This window comes from Nocardia sp. NBC_01499 (genome assembly GCF_045040275.1).
GTDB lineage: Bacteria > Actinomycetota > Actinomycetes > Mycobacteriales > Mycobacteriaceae > Nocardia.
Map to the genome: position 1 here is coordinate 4,724,752 of NZ_CP109426.1, position 18,544 is coordinate 4,743,295.

Here is an 18,544-nt window from a genome sequence, read left to right on the forward strand (position 1 = left end):
TGCTCCACATACCGAGCAGGGCGTACCCGAGGATGCTCGGGAGCAGACGGCCGAGCAGTTGGAATCCAAAGCTATTCACTAGCAATGCCTTTCGCGTATTACCCAAAACGTGGACATTCGTCCAATACGTGGGTTCTTTCGCTTCGACAGACCGAGTCGTTACGCTTGGCCAGTATGACGCTGGACGATGTTGCCCGCGACTTGTACGGACTCGCGCCGAGCGAGTTCGTCGCCACACGCACGGCCAAGGTCGAACAGGCCAAGGAAGCGGGCGACAAAGAACTCGCGGCCGCCATCGGCAAACTACGCAAACCAACGGTCACCGCGTGGACGGTGAACCTGCTGGCCCGCGAGGCGCCCGAGGACGTGGCAGCGCTGCTGCAACTGGGTGCGGCACTGCGCTCGGCGCAGCGGAAACTGTCCGGCGCCGAGCTGCGCACCCTCACTGCGCAGCGGCAGCAAGCCGTCAACGCACTGGCCAAGAAGGCGGGCGCGCTGGCCGCCGCGCACGAGCGCCCGGTGAACGAGGGCGTGTTGCGCGAGGTCGGGCAGACGTTGAACGCGGCGCTTGCCGATCCGGACGTCGCCGAGCAGGTGCATTCGGGGACCTTGGCCACCGCCGCGACCTACGACGGATTCGGCCCCGCAGATCCCGGCTTGGTCGCCGTCGGAGACGAGGCACCCGAACCCGACACGACGGACGAAAACCCGCGCCGCGAGCTGGACGAAGCCTTGGAAGAACTCGAATCCGCCCGTGCGGCAAGGGATTCAGCGCACGAGGACGCCGAGGGCGCGGCAGATCAGCTGAGCGACATCGACTCCCGGATCGCCGAGCTGAAAGAGGCACTCGCCCAGGCCGAACAGGAGCGCCAATTCAGCCGCACAGCCGAACGCGCGGCCCAGGACCAATTACGTTCGGCCCAAAAGCAACTCGACCGAGCCGAACGATGGGTGGAACGCGCACGCGAGCGCATCGACGGCGAATAGCCCCGCCACGAGCACTCGGCCGAGAAGGCCACACCACAAGAAGTCGAGGCGAGTCATATGGTCGCTGTCGGAGATCGTTTAGCGACCATATGACTCGCCTCGGTGGAATCAGCCCCGCAGACTGCCGGGGTAGAGGTACTCGTCCGGGGGTGGAGTGGTCTGGTTGAGCCAGGCGTCGAAGAAATCGGTCAGATTCGTCGGCGACTTGGACTGGATGAACGTGCGGAAATCCGGCATGGACGCGTTCCCATACGCGTGGCCCGCGTTGAATTCCCGTACCGCCGCGAAGAACACGTCGTCACCGAGCTGCCTGCGCAGCGCGTGCAGGAACAGCGGGCCTCGGTAGTAGACGGAGGTGAATTCGTTTCCGGCGCCGGGGTTTTCCAGCGGGACCTGCCAGAAATCGCTGTTGCCCTGATACTTCCGGATCGTCTCCCGGTATTCCGCGTCGACGTCCTTGCTTTCCTTCTGCTCCGGCCACAGGTAGTCGGCGGAGTAGCTGGCGAAGCATTCGTTCAGGCAGACATCGGACCAGTGGCGCACCGATACCGAATCGCCCCACCACTGGTGGGTGATCTCGTGCACGACGGTCGGCAGGTCGGTCCACGGCGCGTAGATCGGGCGGGTCTGGGTTTCCAGCGAGAACATGATGTCGGCGTCCACGTAGATGCCGCCGGAGGACTCGAACGGGTAAGGGCCGTAGAGGTTTTCGAGGAAGTCGAGGATCTCCGGCAGGCGCTGCTCGGTCTCCCGGTTCCGTTCCGCCTGCGGGGCGAAGGCACTGATCAGCGGGGTGCCGTTGGCACGCTGCTGATCCAGGAAGTTGAACTTGTCGATCGCGATGGTGGTCAGATAGCCGACCACCGGCTGATGCGCCTCCCAGCTGACGGTGCGCCGCTCCCCCTGCACCGCGTCCTGGGTGCGAAGACCGTTGGAGACGACCTCCCATTCCGCGGGAACGGTCGCGTGCAGCGCGAAGGTGGCTTTGTCCAACGGGGTGTCGTTGAGCGGGAACCAGCTCGTCGCGGAATGCGGCTCGCCCGCCGCGAACGCGCCACCACTCGGCGCGTACGTCCAGCCATTGCCCTCGGTATTTGCCGCGATGCCCGCGTAATCCACGGTCACCGTGAACGGCAGGCCCGGCAGCAATGGCAGCATCGGCGTCACGGTGAGTTCGTGCTCACCATTGCGGTTGAACGCGGCGGGCATGTTGTTCACCGACACCGTGCGCACCTCCGGCCCGGCGAAGTCGAGGTTGAACGCGCGCAGCGCCTGGGTGGAGACGGCGTCGATCCGGGTCTTCCCGGTGAGCTGATGACTCGGCGGGTCGTAGTCGATGGTGACGTCGTAGTGGGTGGCGTCGTAGCCGCCGTTGCCGTCCTCCGGGTAGTACGGGTCGCCGAGCCCGGACGAGCCGGTGAACGGGTCCGGGGGCGGATCGGCGGCGGCGGGCGCGGCGGCACTGACGAGCGCGCCGACCACAGCGGCACACATCCAGCCGGACAACCTCATTCGACAACCACCCCTTTTTTGCCAACGAGCTTTCGGTACGGCCGTACCGACCTCGCTGAATGTTAGACGGTTCGGTCGGCGCTTCCGGTCAGTGCCGCCGACTCGCCGGGGGCGATGATCATCTTCGGATTCTAGGTGGCGGCGCGACTCGAAAAGGCGAGATCGCAAGAGGACTCAGGAGCCGAGATCGTCGGGCAGCTGGTGCGGATCGAGCAGCAGGCGCTTGGCGGGCGCGCGCCGGACCTTGTCGGTGAGCGCGAGATTGTCGGTGAGCAAACGCCATTCGGTGTCGCTGATGGCGGCGCGGGCGCGCTCGATGACGGCGCCGTCGGTGGTACCCCACGCGATCGGCATGGCACTGACCGACTGCCAGCGCTCGCCGACCTGCCGCGGCGCCCGGTCGGTGCGCACCGCGACCGAGGGCACCCGCTCCCCCTCCGCCATCGCGTGGCCAGGCAGCGCGCGGACCCGCCGGATCACCAGCGCGTAGCGCGAATCGGAGGCGCCAGGCTTGGCCACGTCGACCAGGGCGAGCAGCACCACGCTGGCCGGATAGGTCTCCGAGACCACCGCGGGCACCAGCTCACCGTCGGTGTAGAGCTTGTCGATGCTGGCGTGCCGCGCGGTCCAGAAGGCCACCCACAGCGACACCACCGCGCCGAGGATGAACGCGATGGTGAGCAGGTAGGCCCACGGGTGGTCGAGGTAGATCAGATACGCCGCGCCCGCCGTCGCGATGATCGCGGCGGCAATCGCCATGATGCGCAGTCGACGCTGGTCGGCGAAGACTTCGTTGACCGCGCGGGCATGCTTGCGGTCGACCGGGAATTCGAAGCGTCGCACGTCCCTATTCCTAGCACAGTTTGTGGAGAAGGTTCCTCCACTTATCCGATGGGCGGACCGAGCAGGTCGTCGGCGTCCATGATGCGGTAGGCATACCCCTGTTCGGCCAGAAAACGCTGGCGATGTGCGGCATATTCCGCGTCAAGGGTGTCCCGGGCCACCACCGAGTAGAAGTGGGCCTGGCCGCCATCATGTTTCGGCCGAAGCAGCCGCCCGAGGCGCTGCGCCTCCTCCTGACGGGAGCCGAAGGTGCCCGAAACCTGCACCGCGACCGACGCTTCCGGCAGATCGATGGAGAAGTTCGCCACCTTGCTCACCACAAGCACCGGAATCTCGCCCTGCCGGAACGCCTCGAAGAGTTCTTCGCGCTCTTTGGTTTTCGTCGATCCCTGGATTATCGGGGCGTTCAACGCGGCACCCAACTCGTCGAGCTGATCGAGGTAGGCGCCGATCACCAGGGTCGGCGCGTCGGCGTGCTTGGCCAGGATCGACTGCACCACCGGGATTTTCGTGCGCGCGGTCGAGCACAGCTTGTAGCGTTCCTCTGGCTCGGCGGTCGCGTAGGACATCCGCTCGGCATCGGTGAGCGTCACCCGCACCTCGATGCACTCGGCGGGCGCGATCCAGCCCTGCGCCTCGATGTCCTTCCACGGCGCGTCGTAGCGCTTCGGGCCGATCAGCGAGAACACGTCGCCCTCGCGACCGTCCTCGCGGACCAGGGTCGCGGTGAGGCCGAGGCGGCGGCGCGACTGCAGGTCGGCGGTCATCCGGAAGACCGGCGCTGGCAGCAGGTGCACCTCGTCGTAGATGACCAGGCCCCAGTCGCGGCTGTCGAACAGCTCGAGGTGCTTGTATTCGCCCTTGGTGCGGCGGGTGATCACCTGGTAGGTCGCGATGGTGACCGGGCGGATCTCCTTGCGCTCGCCGGAGTACTCGCCGATCTCCTCCTCGGTCAGCGAGGTGCGCGCCAGCAGCTCGCGACGCCACTGCCGGCCCGCGACGGTGTTGGTGACCAGGATCAACGTGGTCGCCTTGGCCTTGGCCATCGCGGCGGCGCCGACCATCGTCTTGCCCGCGCCACACGGCAGCACGACGACACCGGACCCGCCGGCCCAGAACGAGTCGGCGGCCATCTGCTGATAGTCGCGCAGGTGCCACTTGTCGTCGGTGTAGTCCAGCTCGATCGGATGCGCCTCGCCGTCGACGTAGCCGGCCAGGTCCTCGGCGGGCCAGCCGATCTTCAGCAGCATCTGCTTGATCCGGCCGCGCTCGGAACCGTGCACCACGACGGTGTCGTCGTCGAGCCTTGCGCCGAACATCGGTGCCAGCTTCTTGTGCCGCAGCACCTCCTCCAGCACCGCCCGGTCCAGGCTGACCAGCACCAGCCCGTGCGCCGGATGCTTGACCAGCTGTAACCGGCCGTACCGCGCCATCGTGTCGACGATGTCGACCAGCAGCGGCTGCGGCACCGCGTACCGGGAGAAGCTGACCAGCGCGTCGACCACCTGCTCGGCGTCGTGCCCGGCCGCCCGCGCGTTCCACAGCGCCAGCGGGGTCACCCGGTAGGTGTGCACGTGCTCGGGCGCCCGCTCCAACTCGGCGAACGGCGCGATCGCCTGCCGCGCCGCATCGGCCAGCTCGTGGTCGACCTCCAACAGCAGCGTCTTATCGCTCTGCACAATCAGCGGACCGTCCGTCACAGCCCCTCCTCGCATCGATTCCGCACCATTGTCCCTGAGACCACCGACACCCCGGCACGGCCGGTCCCCTGACCACGCCGATCACCGCTCGGCGAGGGATCTGCTCAGCGAGGTTCTGGGGTCGATTCGAGGATCCGGTCGAACTCGGCGGGCCAGCCGGCGGCGGGGCCGGGCGGATCGGTGGGCAGGCGGGCGGCCAGCCAGTGGTCGCGACGGCGGCCACGTTGCAGACTGCCTTGGCGGGATAGGCCTTCGTACTGGAAGCCCGCGCGGCGGGCCACGGCGGCGGAGGGATAGTTGCCGACGAAGGCGCGCCAGCTGATGCGTCGCAGGGCCAGGCCGGTGGGGCGGAAGCCGTACTCGCAGACCAGATTTACCGCCTGGGTCATCAGGCCGCGGGAGCGTTCGCTCGGGGCCAGCCAGTAGCCGATCTCGGCGGCGGAGGCGTCGCGTTCGCCGAGGCCGATCATGCCGACGACGGGGCCGCCCTCGTGCAGGCGCAGCGCCCAGGTCGGGCTGTGGCCCGCCCAGCCGGGGCGGACGATGTCGTCGACGAAGGTCTGCGCGTTGTCGCGGGTGTAGGGCACCGGAATGGTCACCCACTCGCCGATGGACGGATGCTGGCAACACTCGGTGATCGCGTCGATGTCCGCCGCGGTGGGGATAGACAGCCAGACCGTTCCGTTCGACAGCGCGTGTGCGTCCATCGAGTCATGTTGTCACGAATCGCCCGGCCGGATCATCCCGTTTGCCGCGCGTTCGATCGGCGGCACCGAGGTAAACCGGCCCGCCGGGAGATCGTAGAATCTCCCTGATGGTTGCCGCTCTGCTTGCCGGATTGTTCGAATCACATCGAGCGCATCTGCTCTCGGTCGCGTATCGGCTGACGGGCAGCGTCGGCGACGCCGAGGACGCGGTGCAGGAGAGCTGGCTGCGCCTGGCCGGCGCGCACCAATCCGAAATCGACGACCCGCGCGCCTGGTTGACGACCGTGGTGAGCCGAATCTGCCTGGACCGCTTGCGAAGTGCCGCGCTGCGCCGGGAAACCTATGTGGGGCAATGGCTGCCGGAGCCGGTGGTGACCGGTCGCACACCGTCGAGCACGCCAGATCCGCTGGAGACGGTGGTCCGCAAGCAGGAATACCGGCTCGCGGCCATGGTGGTGCTCGACAGCCTGACCCCGCCGCAACGGGTGGCTTTCGTACTGCACGACGGGCTTTCGGTGCCGTTCGATGAAATCGCGGAGATCCTCGACGTCTCGGTCGAGGCCGCACGGCAGCTCGCGGTCCGCGCGCGCAATGCCGTGGCGGACACGCCGCCGCCGGTGTCGGACGCCGAACACGAGGTCGCGGTGCAGCGCTTCCTGACCGCGCTGCGCTCCGATGACGTCGGCGCGGTTACCGCTGCGCTGCACCCGGATTCGGTGGTGATCGGCGATGCCGACGGCACCACGTCCACCACCGTGAACGTGCTGCGCGGCGCGGACCGGATCGCCCGCTTCTATCTGGGGCTGGTGCGCAAATACGGCTTGGACGGCACCGACGTCGACCCCGCGTACGCCTACGAATTCGCCTCGGTCAATGGACAATTGGGCCTGGTGGTCACCGCCGGTTACGGACATCCGCCCCGGGTAATGGGTTTCACCATCCGCGACGGACTGGTCTGGGGCACTTATGATCTCGCGAATCCAGCCAAGCTGACCGGCATTCGACTTGGCTGAGCCCGGCAGGCCCGGCAGCGGGTGTAGCCGAGTTGCCGGTGGCACCGGGGTTGCCCGCTGCGGAATCGAGGCCCTGATCCGGTGTCGAGAGGCGCGGCGCGGCGGGCTTGTGAGGTAGCACACGGCCGAGCTAGCCCGAGCATGCTCGACTAGTCTCCGAATATGCCTCCGCAACCCGCCACCGTTGCCCGCCTGCGTCCGTTCGCCTCCACGATCTTCGCGGAGATGACCGAGCTCGCCGTCCGGTTCGACGCGGTCAACTTAGGCCAAGGATTCCCCGACACCGACGGCCCCGCTGGCATGCTCGAGGTCGCCAGGCAGGCCATCGCCGACGGCCTGAATCAGTACCCGCCGGGGCGCGGTATGCCGGTGCTGCGCCGCGCCATCGCCGACGACCGGGCCCGCCGCTACGGCACCCACTATGACCCCGACACCCAGGTGCTGGTGACCGTCGGGGCAACCGAGGCGATCAGCGCCGCCATCCTCGGCTTGGTCGAGCCGGGCTCTGAGGTCGTGTTGATCGAGCCTTATTACGACTCTTACGCCGCCGCAGTCGCTTTGGCCGGCGCGCAGCGGCGTACCGCTCGGCTGGTCGCCGACGGCGATCGCTTCGTGCTCGACCTGGACAGCCTGCGCGCCGCGATCACGCCGGCGACCAGGATGCTGGTCGTCAATTCCCCGCACAACCCGACCGGCACCGTGCTCGGCCGCGCCGATCTGCAGGCGATCGCCGAAATCGCCTGCGAGCACGACATTCTGGTGCTCACCGACGAGGTATACGAGCACCTCGTCTACGACGGCACCGAGCACATCAGCCTGGCCACGCTACCGGGCATGGCCGAGCGCACCGTCGTGGTGTCCAGTGCGGCAAAGACATTCAGCGTCACCGGCTGGAAAACCGGCTGGGCGTGCGGTCCGGCCAACCTGATCGACGGCGTGCTCGCCGCCAAACAGTTCCTGACCTTCGTCGCGGGTGGCCCGTTCCAGCCTGCGGTCGCGCACGCGCTGAACCACGAGCTCGACTGGGTCGCCGGCTTGCGGGATACCTTGTCCGAGAAACGACTTCGGCTCGCCGCCGCGCTGGCCGAGACGGGACTGGCGGTGCAGTCGAGTCCGGGCGGGTACTTCGTGTGCGGCGACATCACCCCGCTCGGCGCGACCGACGGCCTCGCCTTCTGCCGGGAACTGCCCAAGCGGCTCGGCGTCGCCGCGGTCCCGGTCAGCGTCTTCGCCGACGATGCCGCGGCATGGAGCCACCTGGTGCGCTTCACCTTCTGCAAGCGCGACGAGACCCTGGACGAGGGCGTGCGCCGACTCCGCGCGGGCGCGCGCTGAGCCGTCGCCGCGCGGGCGCGCCGAACAGGCCTGAGCGGTTACCTCGTCAGGCCGGGGTCGGGCGGGCGCTGTCGGTGGCGACCAGGACCGCGATGGTGCCGAGCATGGTGCCCATGAAGTAGCGCTGGACGCGCAGCCAGAGCGGTCGGCCGGTCAGGAACGTCGAGATGCCTGCCGCACCGAGCACGATCAGCGCGTCCACCGTCAACCCGACCGCGATCTGCACCGAGCCGAGGCACAGGCTCTGCAACCAGACCTGCCCGTTGGCGGGCACCACGAACTGCGGAATCAGCGCCATGTACAGGATCGCGATCTTCGGATTCAGCAGGTTCGTGAGGAACCCCATCGTGAACAACCGCCGCGGCGGATCCGCGGGCAACACCGTCGGCTCGAATACCGAAGTCCCGCCGGGTCGTAACGCCTGCCAGGCCAACCACAGCAGATACACCGCACCGGCCAGCTTCACCGCAAGATACAACCCTGGCACCACCGCGAACACCGCGGTGATCCCCACCGCCGCCGCGATCAGATACACCCCGAACCCCGCCGCCACACCGCCGAGCGACACCAGCCCGGCGCGCCGCCCCTGCGACACGGTCCGGGAAACCAGGTACATCATGTTCGGGCCCGGCGTCAGGACCAGCCCCAACGCCACGGCCGCCACTCCGAGAACTGCCGCCATTTCGATCACGCTGTCGATCCTCGCCGACCGGCGCGAGCGCGTCTCGGTCCACTTGAAGGTCGCTGGTCCGATGATCTCGCCGCGCGGATCCTGCGCCGCCCGCGCAGATTTCCGGTGATCTCGCCGGGCGGGTCCTCAGCTGCCCGCCAAGATCACTGCGGCGGGAAGCTGAAACCCGTACGGCGGTCAGAGATTACGGCGACGCTTGACCGAATCGGCGAGCCGGTCGAGCTGCGCGGCGGTGGTGTCCCAATCGAGGCAGGCGTCGGTGATGGACTGGCCGTAGGTGAGCTCGTCGGCGTGGCCGAGGGTGAGATCCTGCCGACCGGCGACGAGGAAGCTCTCCAGCATCACACCGACCACACCGCGTTCGCCCTCGGCCAATCGGCCCGTGATGTCGGTGACCACATCGACCTGCTTGTTGTGGTCCTTGTTGCTGTTGCCGTGGCTGGCATCGACAACGAGCCGCTCCGGCAGCCCGGCCTTCGCCAACAGCGTGCCCGCCGCGGCGACCGATACCGCGTCGTAGTTCGTGCCGGAGGTGCCGCCGCGCAGGATGACGTGGCAGTCGGGATTGCCGGTGGTGCGGATCAGCGCGGCGCGCCCGTCCAGGTCGGTGCCGGGGAACACGTGGCTTGCCGCGGCGGCGCGCACACCGTCGACGGCAACCTGCACGTCACCGTCGGTGCCGTTCTTGATGCCGACCGGCATGGACAGCGCGCTGCTCAGCTGGCGATGCACCTGGCTTGCCGCCGTGCGTGCGCCGATCGCGCCGTAGGAGACCAGGTCCGCGATGTACTGCGGGGTGATCGGGTCGAGGAACTCGCACGCCACCGGCAAGCCGAGACCGGTGATGTCGGCGAGCAGCTTGCGGCCGAAGCCGAGGCCGGTGTTGACGTCGAAGGAGCCGTCCAGGTGCGGATCGTTGATCAGCCCCTTCCAGCCGAGGGTGGTGCGCGGCTTCTCGAAGTACACCCGCATCACCACATGCAGCCGGTCGTCCAGCTCGGCGGACTTGTCGGCGAGGCGGCGGGCGTAGTCGAGGGCGGCGGCGGGGTCGTGCACCGAGCACGGGCCGACGATCACCATCAGGCGGTCGTCCACGCCGTTCAGCACGTCGACGGTGGCCGCGCGGCCGCGGCGAACGGTGTCGGCGAGGGCGTCGGTGATCTGGTGTACCCGGCGTACCTCGGCGGGCGATCGCAACGGGCTGACGCTCAAAGTGCGTTGGTCGTCCAGATCGGAATGCCGTGGATCGACGTCAACAGCGGTGGTCATGTGGGTTCCTTTTCTTCGGCCGACCCACGGACGCGAAACCCCGTCGAGCCGGTCTTCCGGCTCGGGGTGGAATGTCGTCAGCGCATGTGGTTGCCGCAGACCTGCCCACCCGGGGCCGGCTTGCTAAACCAGAAATAGAAGCGCTGCACGTCAGCGACTGTACCAGGCAGCTACCGAGGGGCGAATCGACCGTGCCGCATGCCACAGCACGGGTATTTCGGCATGTCCCGGTGCGCGCCGAAGGTCAGGTCGGTCATCCGGCCTGACCGTTCGGTTCGCTGATGCCGAGGCGATTTCAGCCCCACTGGCCGGGCTGGTAGTCGCCCGCCGGAGTGCGGGCGATGACGTTCATCCGGTTCCAGGCGTTGATCATCGCGATGGACGCGATCAGGGCGGCGATCTGGTCGTCGTCGTAGTGCTTGCGCACCTGCTGCCACACCGCGTCGCTGACGCCGCGGCCGTCACCGATCCGGGTGGCCTCCTCGGTCAGCGCGAGCGCGGCCCGCTCGGGCTCGGTGAAGACGGTGGCCTCGTGCCAGGCGGCGACCAGGTTGAGCCGCACCGAGGTCTCGCCGTTGTGCGCGGCGTCTTTGGTGTGCATGTCGGTGCAGTAGCCGCAGCCGTTGATCTGGCTGGCGCGGATCTTGACCAGCTCGTGGGTGGCGGCGGGCAGGGTGGAATCGTTGATCACCTTGGACGCCATGGTGAGTCGCTTGGTGAAGCTGGCGCCGACGGGGTTGGCGAAGAGGTTGATGCGGGGGTCCATGATGTGCCTTCCTTCGTGGTTGTGCTGCGTCTTCATAGAGAGGACGACACAGCGTGGTGAGGTGTGACATCGAAGGTGGTGGTGACTTGGATCACTCGGCATTCCGATTCATCGTCGCAGCTCAGGGCGCGACGTGTGCACGGCCTACTTCCCCAGGCGCGGGCAATGCTTGTCAGCTATGGAAGTAGGTGACGCCGGTCAGCTTCTCCGACAGCTCCCACAGCCCGCGCGCGACGTCCTCGTCCCGCGACGCCTTCGACGAACCCGAGACGCCGGGGTAGCCACGGAAGCCGCCCCAGCTGGCCGGCCCGTAGTAGTGGCCCGGCTCGACCTGCGCGGTCGCGGCGTAAAGCGTTGGCAGCGCGCCCATCTCGGCGCTTTGCGCGAGCAGCCGGTTGCCGAGCCACATCACCGCGTCCTGGATCGACTCGGTGTGCGACATCAGCTCGGTCGCGGCGTAACCCGGGTGGGCGGCGACCGAGATCTTCGGCGAACCCGTCGCCGTCAGCCTGCGGTGCAGCTCGTAGGCGAACATCAGGTTGGCCAGCTTCGCCTGCCCGTAGGCGGGCCAGCGCTGGTACTTGCGCCGCTCCCAGTTGAGATCGTCCAGATCGATCTTGCCGATGACGTGTGCCACGCTGGCGACCGTGACGATCCGCTCCGAAATCTTGTCCAGCAGTAGTCCGGTCAGCGCGAAGTGCCCGAGATAGTTTGTGCCGACCTGCATTTCGAAGCCGTCGGCGGTCCGCAGTTCCGGCAGCGCCATCACGCCGGCGTTGTTGATCAGCACGTCCGCCGGTTCCGCCGCCTCGGCGAACGCACGCACCGACGCCAGGTCCGCGAGATCCAGCTTCCGCACCACCGCGCGGTCACCGAACGGCGCGGCGACCTGCTCGGCCTTAGCCACGTTCCGACAGGCGAGTACGACCTGTGCCCCCGCCCCCGCCAGCGCACGCACGGTGGCCGACCCAAGCCCGCTGTTCGCGCCGGTCACAATGAACGTGCGGCCCGTCTGATCGGGCATCGTCGAGGTATCCCACCTGCTCATGCCGGGATTCTAAACCGAGACGTTACGTCACACCTTGGCCAACACCTCGTCGTCGCTCATCGCCGCGACCTCCAGATAGAGCGTCGCGACACCGGACAACCGGTCGGGTGTGCCGCGCTCGCTTTCCCTGGCCGAAAGCCGCTGTGCGAGACCGGCTACCGTGCGGCCGATCAGGAGGTCCGCGACCAGCGCGTGGTCGACGTCGAGCCATTCGCGTACCCGCGCGATGGCCGTGGTCGCCAGTACCGAATCGCCACCGGCGGCGAAGAAATCGTCGTGCACGCCGATTCGGTGCTCGCCGAGTACTTCCGCGACGATCGCGGCCAGCGCGGCCTCCAGCGGGTCGCTCGGGTCCGCGTTCAGCGCCTCGCCGGCGGCCGGTTCGAGCAGCGCGAGCACGGCGCGACGATCCAGTTTTCCGTTATCGGTCAGCGGCATTCGGTCGAGTATCTCGATGCGAGTCGGAATCATGTAGGCGGGCAACAGGTCCGAAACGGCCGAGATGATCTCCTCGATACTGCCGGTCGAGCCGGCGACGGCGGCAACGAGTTTCGGCGCCGTCGCACCGACAACCGCGGCAACCGCGTGCCGGACACCGGGTGCCGCGCGCAGCCCGCTCTCCACCTCGCCGAGTTCCACCCGGTAACCGCGGATCTGCACCTGATGGTCGGCGCGGCCGAGGAATTCGATGGTGCCGTCCGGCCAGTACCTGGCCATGTCACCGGTTCGGTACCAGCGGAGGTCGTTGTGCTCGACGAAGCGTTCGGCGGTCCGCGCGGGGTCGTTGCGGTAGCCAGCGGCGACGTTCGCGCCGCCGACCCAGAGCTCGCCGGGCACCCAGTCGGGGCAGTCGCGACCGGCCGCGTTGACGATCCGGCACCGCACGTTGCGCAGCGGAACACCGAAAGGCACTGTCGCCCAATGCTCGGGCGGGTCGGCGACCTCGCAGATGGTGTTGTGGATGGAGGTTTCGGTCGCGCCGCCGAGTCCGGCGAAGCGGCAGCCAGGCACCTGGCGGGCGAGCCTGCGCGCCAGGTCGGCGCCGACCCAGTCGCCGCCGAGGGTCACCGCGCGCAGCGAATCACCCAGCTGGTCGCCGCCGACCTCGAGGATCATGTCCAGCATGCTCGGCACGCAGTTGAGGATCGAAACCCGGTGGTGGCGAATCAGTTCCACCCAGGTGGTGGCCTCCGCGCGCTGCTGCGCGTCCAGGGCGATCACGGCGCCGCCGACGGAGAACATGCCGAACATGTCGTAAACCGAGGCGTCGAACTCCAACGCGGACAGTCCGAGTACCCGGTCGCCCGCACCGACCTCGAACCAGGCGTTCACCGCGTCGATGGTGTTCATCGCGCCGCTGTGCGGCACGTCGACGCCCTTCGGCACACCGGTGGAACCGGAGGTGAACAGCACGTAGGCGATCGCGTCCTGATCGGGAAATATGGGTTCCGCCAGCGGATTCAGATGGTTGCGCGCTGCGGCGAGCGGCAGGCAGGCGACCTCGGCGCGGCCCAGGTCCGCGCCGTCGACGGTGAGCGCCGCGACCACATCGCCGGTGCGCAGGATCTCCGCGCGCCGCCCGATCGGCTGGTCGAAGCCGATCGGCACGTAGACGGCACCGGCCGCGAGCACGCCGAGCACGGCCAGGATCTGGTCCGGCCCCTTGGGTAGCTGGACCGCCACCGTCTGTCCGGGGCGAACCCCATTGTCCCGCAACGCACCTGCCACGGCGAGTGCCTGCGTCGCCAGCTCGCGATAGGTCAAGCCGCCATCGGACCCCCATCCGACCGCGATGGCATCGGGCGTGGTCGCGGCATGCTCGAAGAAGCCCTCGTGCAGCACCCGGCCGCTCACCGGCCCGTCCGTCGCGTTCACCGCGGCGCGCACTGACGCCTGCGAAACCGGCAGTCGCACAGCGGCTTCGGCACCCCAACCGGCCGCGCCCGCGCCGAGCCTGTCGACCGCGTGGGTATAGCTGGTGAACATCGCGTCGATCATCCCGGCGGGGAACGCCGATTCCCGGACATCCCAGTTGAGCAGCAGTCCGCCGCGCACCTCGGTGACCTGGGCGTCAAGCAGCACCTGCGGGCCCTGCGAGATGATCCAGACCGGCTCGCCGAAGGTCTCGATCACCGACGCGGCGAACAGCTCGCCCAGGTTGAGCGCGCTGGTGTAGACGATCGGCGCGAGCACCGGCTCACCACGCTGCCGCCCGAGATCACGCAACACCTCCAGGCCCGAATAGGCGGTGTGCGCACCACTTTCGTGCATCGAACGCTGTAGCGCCTTGGCCCGCTCGGCGACCGTCACATCCGCGCTGACATCCACCTCGAGCATGATCGATGACGTGAAATCGCCGATCACCCGATCCACCTCGGGGTGCACCGGTTCCCGTTGGAACAGCGGCACATTCAGCAGGAACCGGCTCTGCGCCGACCAGCCGCCGATGGTCTCGGCGAATACCGCGGCCAGCGCTATCGCGGGGGTGATGCCGCGGGCATGCGCCGCGGCGAGCAGGCGCTCTTTCGCCGCCGGGGCGAGCCAGTGGTCGTATCGGACGGTGCGATGTGGGTCGGTGCGTTCGCTGACCGGGATCGTCGGCAGCTCCGGTGCTCCGGGTAGTTCGGGCAGCCGCCGCTGCCACCATTGCCGGTCCCGCTCCCGCGCGGCGGTGTCCGTGCTGCGCTGGGTGCGGTAGCGCCGATAGCTGTAGTCCTGAGCCGGCAGCGTCGCGCCCTGATACAGCTCGGCGAGGTCGCCGATCAGCACGCGGTAGCTCATCGCGTCACCGGCCAGCATGTCGACATCGAGGTGCAACCTGGTTCGGTCCTCGGCCAGCAGGCTCAGCGTCACATCGAGGACCTGGCCGTCCTCGATGGCCAGCCGCTGGTGGGTTTTGGTGTCGCGCAGGTGGATCAGTTCCGCCTCGGCCGCGTCGCCGGCATGTCCGCGCAGGTCGACCACTGAGAAGACGGGGTGTACTGGTGCGGGCATGGTCTGCTGGGTGCCGTTCGGCAGAAACCTGGTGCGCAGCATCGGATGTGCGGCGACGAGATCATCGACGGCGCGCGCGAGTCGTTCGGGATCTACTGCGGCACCGTCGAATTCGACGTAGAGGTGGGCTGCGACCCCGCCGAGGTCCTGCTCGTCGGAGCGGCCGATCCAATACGCGTGCTGCATTGTCGCCAGCGGGAAGGGAGCGGACTCGTCGTCGGATTCCGCAGGGGCGGGCTGGATTTCGGCGACTCCGACGGCGTCGGCACCTAGCAGGCGTGCCCATTGCGCGACGGTCGGCGCCGCCGCGAGCTGGGCGAAGTTCACGTCGACCCCGCGCTTGCGCCATCGACCGGCCAGTTTCATGGTGCGGATGGAGTCGAGGCCGAGCTGGATGAGGTCGGCGTCGTCGTCGATCGAGTCGGCGGGAACGTCGAGATGATCGGCGATCGCGGCGCGAATATCGGCACGGGCGATCACCGGCCCCCTCGCCGCGCTCTCCTTATTGTCCGCCCCGTCCCCCGGTCGCTGTGCTGGCTCCATCTGGCCCTGTCACTCCTTGGTCGCCGCCATATCCGGCGGATCGAGACTGCTCGATGCAGCCTATCGCATTGAGATAGGGTTGCCTTACCTATCTTCGTCCGGGCCGGACCCGGATCGGCTGTGAGGCAGACCGTGACTTCGATATCCACCCCGCATCGCGATGGTTATGTGCCCTTCCCCACCGAGGTCGGCGAGGCCTATCGGGCGGCGGGGTATTGGACCGGGCGCGGGCTTGGCGATCTACTGCGGGAGACCGCCCGTCGGCATCCGCACCGGCCCGCACTGCTCGATACCGAGGGCCCGCGTAGTTATGCGTGGCTGGACGCGGAGGCCGATCGGATGGCGCACGGGCTGCTCGCGCTCGGCATCGCGCCCGGCGACCGAGTGGTGGTGCAGCTGCCGAATGTGCCGGAGTTCCTGACCGTGCTGTTCGGGTCGCTGCGGGCCGGGAGCATTCCGGTGCTGACCCTGCCCGCGCATCGGCGGGCCGAAATCGAGCATCTGGCGGCGCTTTCCGACGCCGTCGCCTACATAATCGTCGACCGGATCGGCGATTTCGACTATCGGGACCTGGCAACGACCGTGCAGGCGGCAGTGCCGTCGCTGCGGCACGTGCTGGTGCTCGGCGAACCCGGATTCGGCATCGACTTGAATACGGTCCCGCGCGAGGGTGATTCACTCCCAAAGATCGACCCGAACGATATCGCGCTGATGCTGGTCTCCGGCGGCACTACGGGCCTGCCGAAGCTGATCGCCCGCACGCACGACGACTATGTCTACAACGCCACCGCGAGCGCCGAGGTGTGCGCGCTCACCGAGGACGACGTCTACCTCGCGACTTTGCCTGCCGCGCACAACTTCCCGCTGGCCTGCCCGGGCATCCTCGGCACCATGAGCGTCGGCGGCGCGGTCGCCTTCGTCACCGACCCGAGCCCGGAGAGCGCCTTCGCCGCCATCGAACGGCATCGGGTCACGGCCACCGCCGTTGTCCCGCCGCTGGCCCAGCTGTGGTGTGCCGCAACCGAATGGGAGGCGGCCGACCTGAGTTCACTGCGGTTGCTCCAGGTCGGCGGCGCCAGGCTGGCCGAGGTCAATGCCCGCGAGGTGATGCCCGCGCTCGGTGCCACCGTGCAGCAGGTGTTCGGCATGGCCGAGGGTCTGCTCAACTTCACCCGGCTCGACGACGACGCGGAACTACTGCACGCCACGCAGGGCCGGGCGCTGTCGCCCGCCGACGAGATCCGGATCGTCGACGCGGACGGCAATGACGTCGCACCGGGCGCGGAAGGCGAACTGCTCACCAAGGGCCCCTACACCATTCGCGGCTATTACCGCGCTCCCGAACACAACGCCCGCGCCTTCACCCCCGACGGCTATTACCGCAGCGGCGATCTGGTGCGCCGTCTGCCCAGCGGGCACCTCGTGGTCTCCGGGCGGATCAAGGACGTCATCAACCGCGGTGGCGAGAACATCTCGTGCGACGAACTCGAGGAACATCTGCTCGCGCACCCGATCGTCCGGCACGCCGCCGCCGTCGGGCTACCCGACGCGGACCTCGGTGAAAAGGTCTGCGCCGTACTGGTTGTCGACGGCGAGATGCCGACCCTGGCCGAGATCAAGACCTTCCTCGCGGCCCGAGGCTTGGCGACGTACAAACTCCCCGATGTGCTGCGCCGCGCGGCAAGTCTGCCGATCACGGCCGTCGGAAAGATCGACAAGAAGGCGCTGCGCACCGAGGATGGATCGGCCTGACCACGAAACGACAACGGGCAGCGCACCTTTCGATGCGCTGCCCGACGGCTCAGGCCCTACTGCGCCTGCACCACGTAAGGCGCGATGCTGCCGAGCTTTTCGCAGGTCTCCTCGAATTCCCGTTCCGGACGCGACTGCGCGACGATGCCAGCACCCGCGCGCAACCAGGCACCCTCGGTGGTCTGATAGATCGCGCGCAGCACCAGGGTCGCCTCCAGCGCACCGGTCGGCGAAACCGTCACCACCGCACCGGAATACAACCCGCGCGGGTCATGATCGAGCCGGAACACCGAATCGATGCCAGCGCGCTTGGGAATGCCGGACGCGGTGACCGAGGGGAACAGCACCTCGAGCGCCTCCCAGCTCGACCGTTCGGCGGCCAGCCTGCCGCACACGGTGGAGGACAGATGCTGCACGCTGCCCCGCTCGCGCACCGCCATGAAGTCGGAGACCGCGACGGTGCCCGGATCGGCCACCGAGGCCATCTCCGCGAACGAGGTCTGCACCGAAATCGCGTGCTCCACGATCTCTTTGGGGTCTCTGAGCAGGTCGGCGCGGGCCGCGGCGTCGATGTCGGCGCCACGCCCGAAGGCACGTGTGCCCGCGACCGGTTCGGTGGTCACCATGCGGTCGTCGTCGACGGAGGCGACGAGCTCCGGGCTGAATCCGGCCGCCTCGAGCCCGCCGAGCCGAAGCAGGAACGACCGCGCCGGCGTGTTGTGCGCGCGCCCCAGCCGGTAGGTCGCTGGCATGTCGACCACGAACGGCAGATCGACCTTCCGCGACAGGATGACCTTCTGGTAGCGGTCCGCCTTGATCTCGTCGACCGCCTCGGCCACCCGGCCCGCGTAGCCGGTCGGGTCGAGCCGGACATCCGCCGGATGCGGCTGCGGCAGTTCGGTTTCCTGCGATTCGGTGATCAGATCGTGGATGTCGCCGGTCTCCGCGGGGGTCGCGCCGGACACCCGGATGCCGAACGCGCCGATCCGCACCTCGATGCGCGGAATCATCAACTGCACCAGCGTGGTTCGCGGGTCGAGGTGCGCGGTCGCGTCGTAGGCCCACGCGCAGAACTCGAATCCGATCCAGCCGTAGGCATTCCGGCCGTCGAGCGGCAGCGCGGCGAGCGCCCGATCGACGACACCCGCCGGGCGGCCCGTCCACTTCGTGGTTGTGGTCTGCCCAGCCCAGCTGACCCGCAGCCGCTCGACATCGAGTTCGATGCCGCCGATCGGATCGGCCGCGAACACCCACTCGCCCGGCCGCTCGTACATCACGTACTCGCCGAAGCGCTCGGCCCCCGCCAGCCGGGACATCGCTGCCGCCGGATCGGTCACATACTCCACCCGCAAGCGTTCGTCCGTGGTCGACAACGATCCTCCAA

Annotated in this window: 14 protein-coding genes; 4 read left to right on the top strand and 10 right to left on the bottom strand. The window is 68.2% G+C overall.

Annotated elements, in window-relative coordinates; genetic code table 11:
- The first annotated feature begins 174 nt into the window (after positions 1-174).
- On the top strand, positions 175-987 hold the full coding sequence (locus OG203_RS21530) for a hypothetical protein (protein ID WP_405167414.1): 813 nt from the start codon (positions 175-177) through the stop codon (positions 985-987).
- A gap of 108 nt (positions 988-1,095) precedes the next feature.
- Here the strand turns inward: OG203_RS21530 and OG203_RS21535 are convergent, their stop codons facing one another.
- From OG203_RS21535 to OG203_RS21550, 4 genes are all read right to left on the bottom strand, one after another.
- Positions 1,096-2,499: a M1 family metallopeptidase gene (locus tag OG203_RS21535; RefSeq protein WP_405167415.1), complete on the bottom strand. Its 1,404-nt coding sequence runs from the start codon at positions 2,497-2,499 to the stop codon at positions 1,096-1,098.
- A 174-nt stretch (positions 2,500-2,673) separates the two neighbouring features.
- A complete protein-coding gene (locus OG203_RS21540) occupies positions 2,674-3,342 on the bottom strand; it encodes a DUF3239 domain-containing protein (RefSeq protein ID WP_405167416.1) in 669 nt (222 codons plus the stop codon).
- 41 nt (positions 3,343-3,383) lie between these two features.
- Positions 3,384-5,042, bottom strand: coding sequence for a DNA repair helicase XPB (locus tag OG203_RS21545; RefSeq protein WP_405167417.1), 1,659 nt, complete (start codon positions 5,040-5,042; stop codon positions 3,384-3,386).
- 104 nt (positions 5,043-5,146) lie between these two features.
- Complete coding sequence (locus tag OG203_RS21550) at positions 5,147-5,749, bottom strand: GNAT family N-acetyltransferase (protein ID WP_405167418.1); 603 nt, start codon at positions 5,747-5,749, stop codon at positions 5,147-5,149.
- 107 nt (positions 5,750-5,856) lie between these two features.
- Between OG203_RS21550 and OG203_RS21555 the strand changes: the two genes are divergently transcribed.
- Both OG203_RS21555 and OG203_RS21560 read left to right on the top strand, forming a co-directional pair.
- Positions 5,857-6,762, top strand: a complete 906-nt coding sequence (locus OG203_RS21555) for a sigma-70 family RNA polymerase sigma factor (protein ID WP_405167419.1) — start codon at positions 5,857-5,859, stop codon at positions 6,760-6,762.
- A 162-nt stretch (positions 6,763-6,924) separates the two neighbouring features.
- Entirely contained in the window at positions 6,925-8,097 is a 1,173-nt protein-coding gene (locus tag OG203_RS21560) for a pyridoxal phosphate-dependent aminotransferase (protein ID WP_405167420.1), read from the top strand.
- 46 nt (positions 8,098-8,143) lie between these two features.
- On the opposite strand, the gene OG203_RS21565 is transcribed toward OG203_RS21560, so the two are convergent.
- The 5 genes from OG203_RS21565 to OG203_RS21585 form a co-directional block, all read right to left on the bottom strand.
- On the bottom strand, positions 8,144-8,788 hold the full coding sequence (locus OG203_RS21565) for a LysE family translocator (RefSeq protein WP_405167421.1): 645 nt from the start codon (positions 8,786-8,788) through the stop codon (positions 8,144-8,146).
- Positions 8,789-8,965: 177 nt separating this feature from the next.
- A complete protein-coding gene (locus OG203_RS21570; protein WP_405167422.1) occupies positions 8,966-10,057 on the bottom strand; it encodes a 3-deoxy-7-phosphoheptulonate synthase in 1,092 nt (363 codons plus the stop codon).
- A gap of 295 nt (positions 10,058-10,352) precedes the next feature.
- Entirely contained in the window at positions 10,353-10,823 is a 471-nt protein-coding gene (locus OG203_RS21575) for a carboxymuconolactone decarboxylase family protein (protein ID WP_405167423.1), read from the bottom strand.
- Positions 10,824-10,995: 172 nt separating this feature from the next.
- Entirely contained in the window at positions 10,996-11,871 is an 876-nt protein-coding gene (locus OG203_RS21580) for an oxidoreductase (protein WP_405167424.1), read from the bottom strand.
- A 27-nt stretch (positions 11,872-11,898) separates the two neighbouring features.
- On the bottom strand, positions 11,899-15,408 hold the full coding sequence (locus OG203_RS21585) for an amino acid adenylation domain-containing protein (RefSeq protein ID WP_405167425.1): 3,510 nt from the start codon (positions 15,406-15,408) through the stop codon (positions 11,899-11,901).
- Positions 15,409-15,540: 132 nt separating this feature from the next.
- On the opposite strand from OG203_RS21585, the gene OG203_RS21590 reads away from it, so the two are divergent.
- Complete coding sequence (locus tag OG203_RS21590) at positions 15,541-17,160, top strand: (2,3-dihydroxybenzoyl)adenylate synthase (RefSeq protein WP_405167426.1); 1,620 nt, start codon at positions 15,541-15,543, stop codon at positions 17,158-17,160.
- 56 nt (positions 17,161-17,216) lie between these two features.
- On the opposite strand, the gene OG203_RS21595 is transcribed toward OG203_RS21590, so the two are convergent.
- A complete protein-coding gene (locus tag OG203_RS21595; protein ID WP_405167427.1) occupies positions 17,217-18,533 on the bottom strand; it encodes a salicylate synthase in 1,317 nt (438 codons plus the stop codon).
- Between the last annotated feature and the right edge of the window lie 11 nt (positions 18,534-18,544).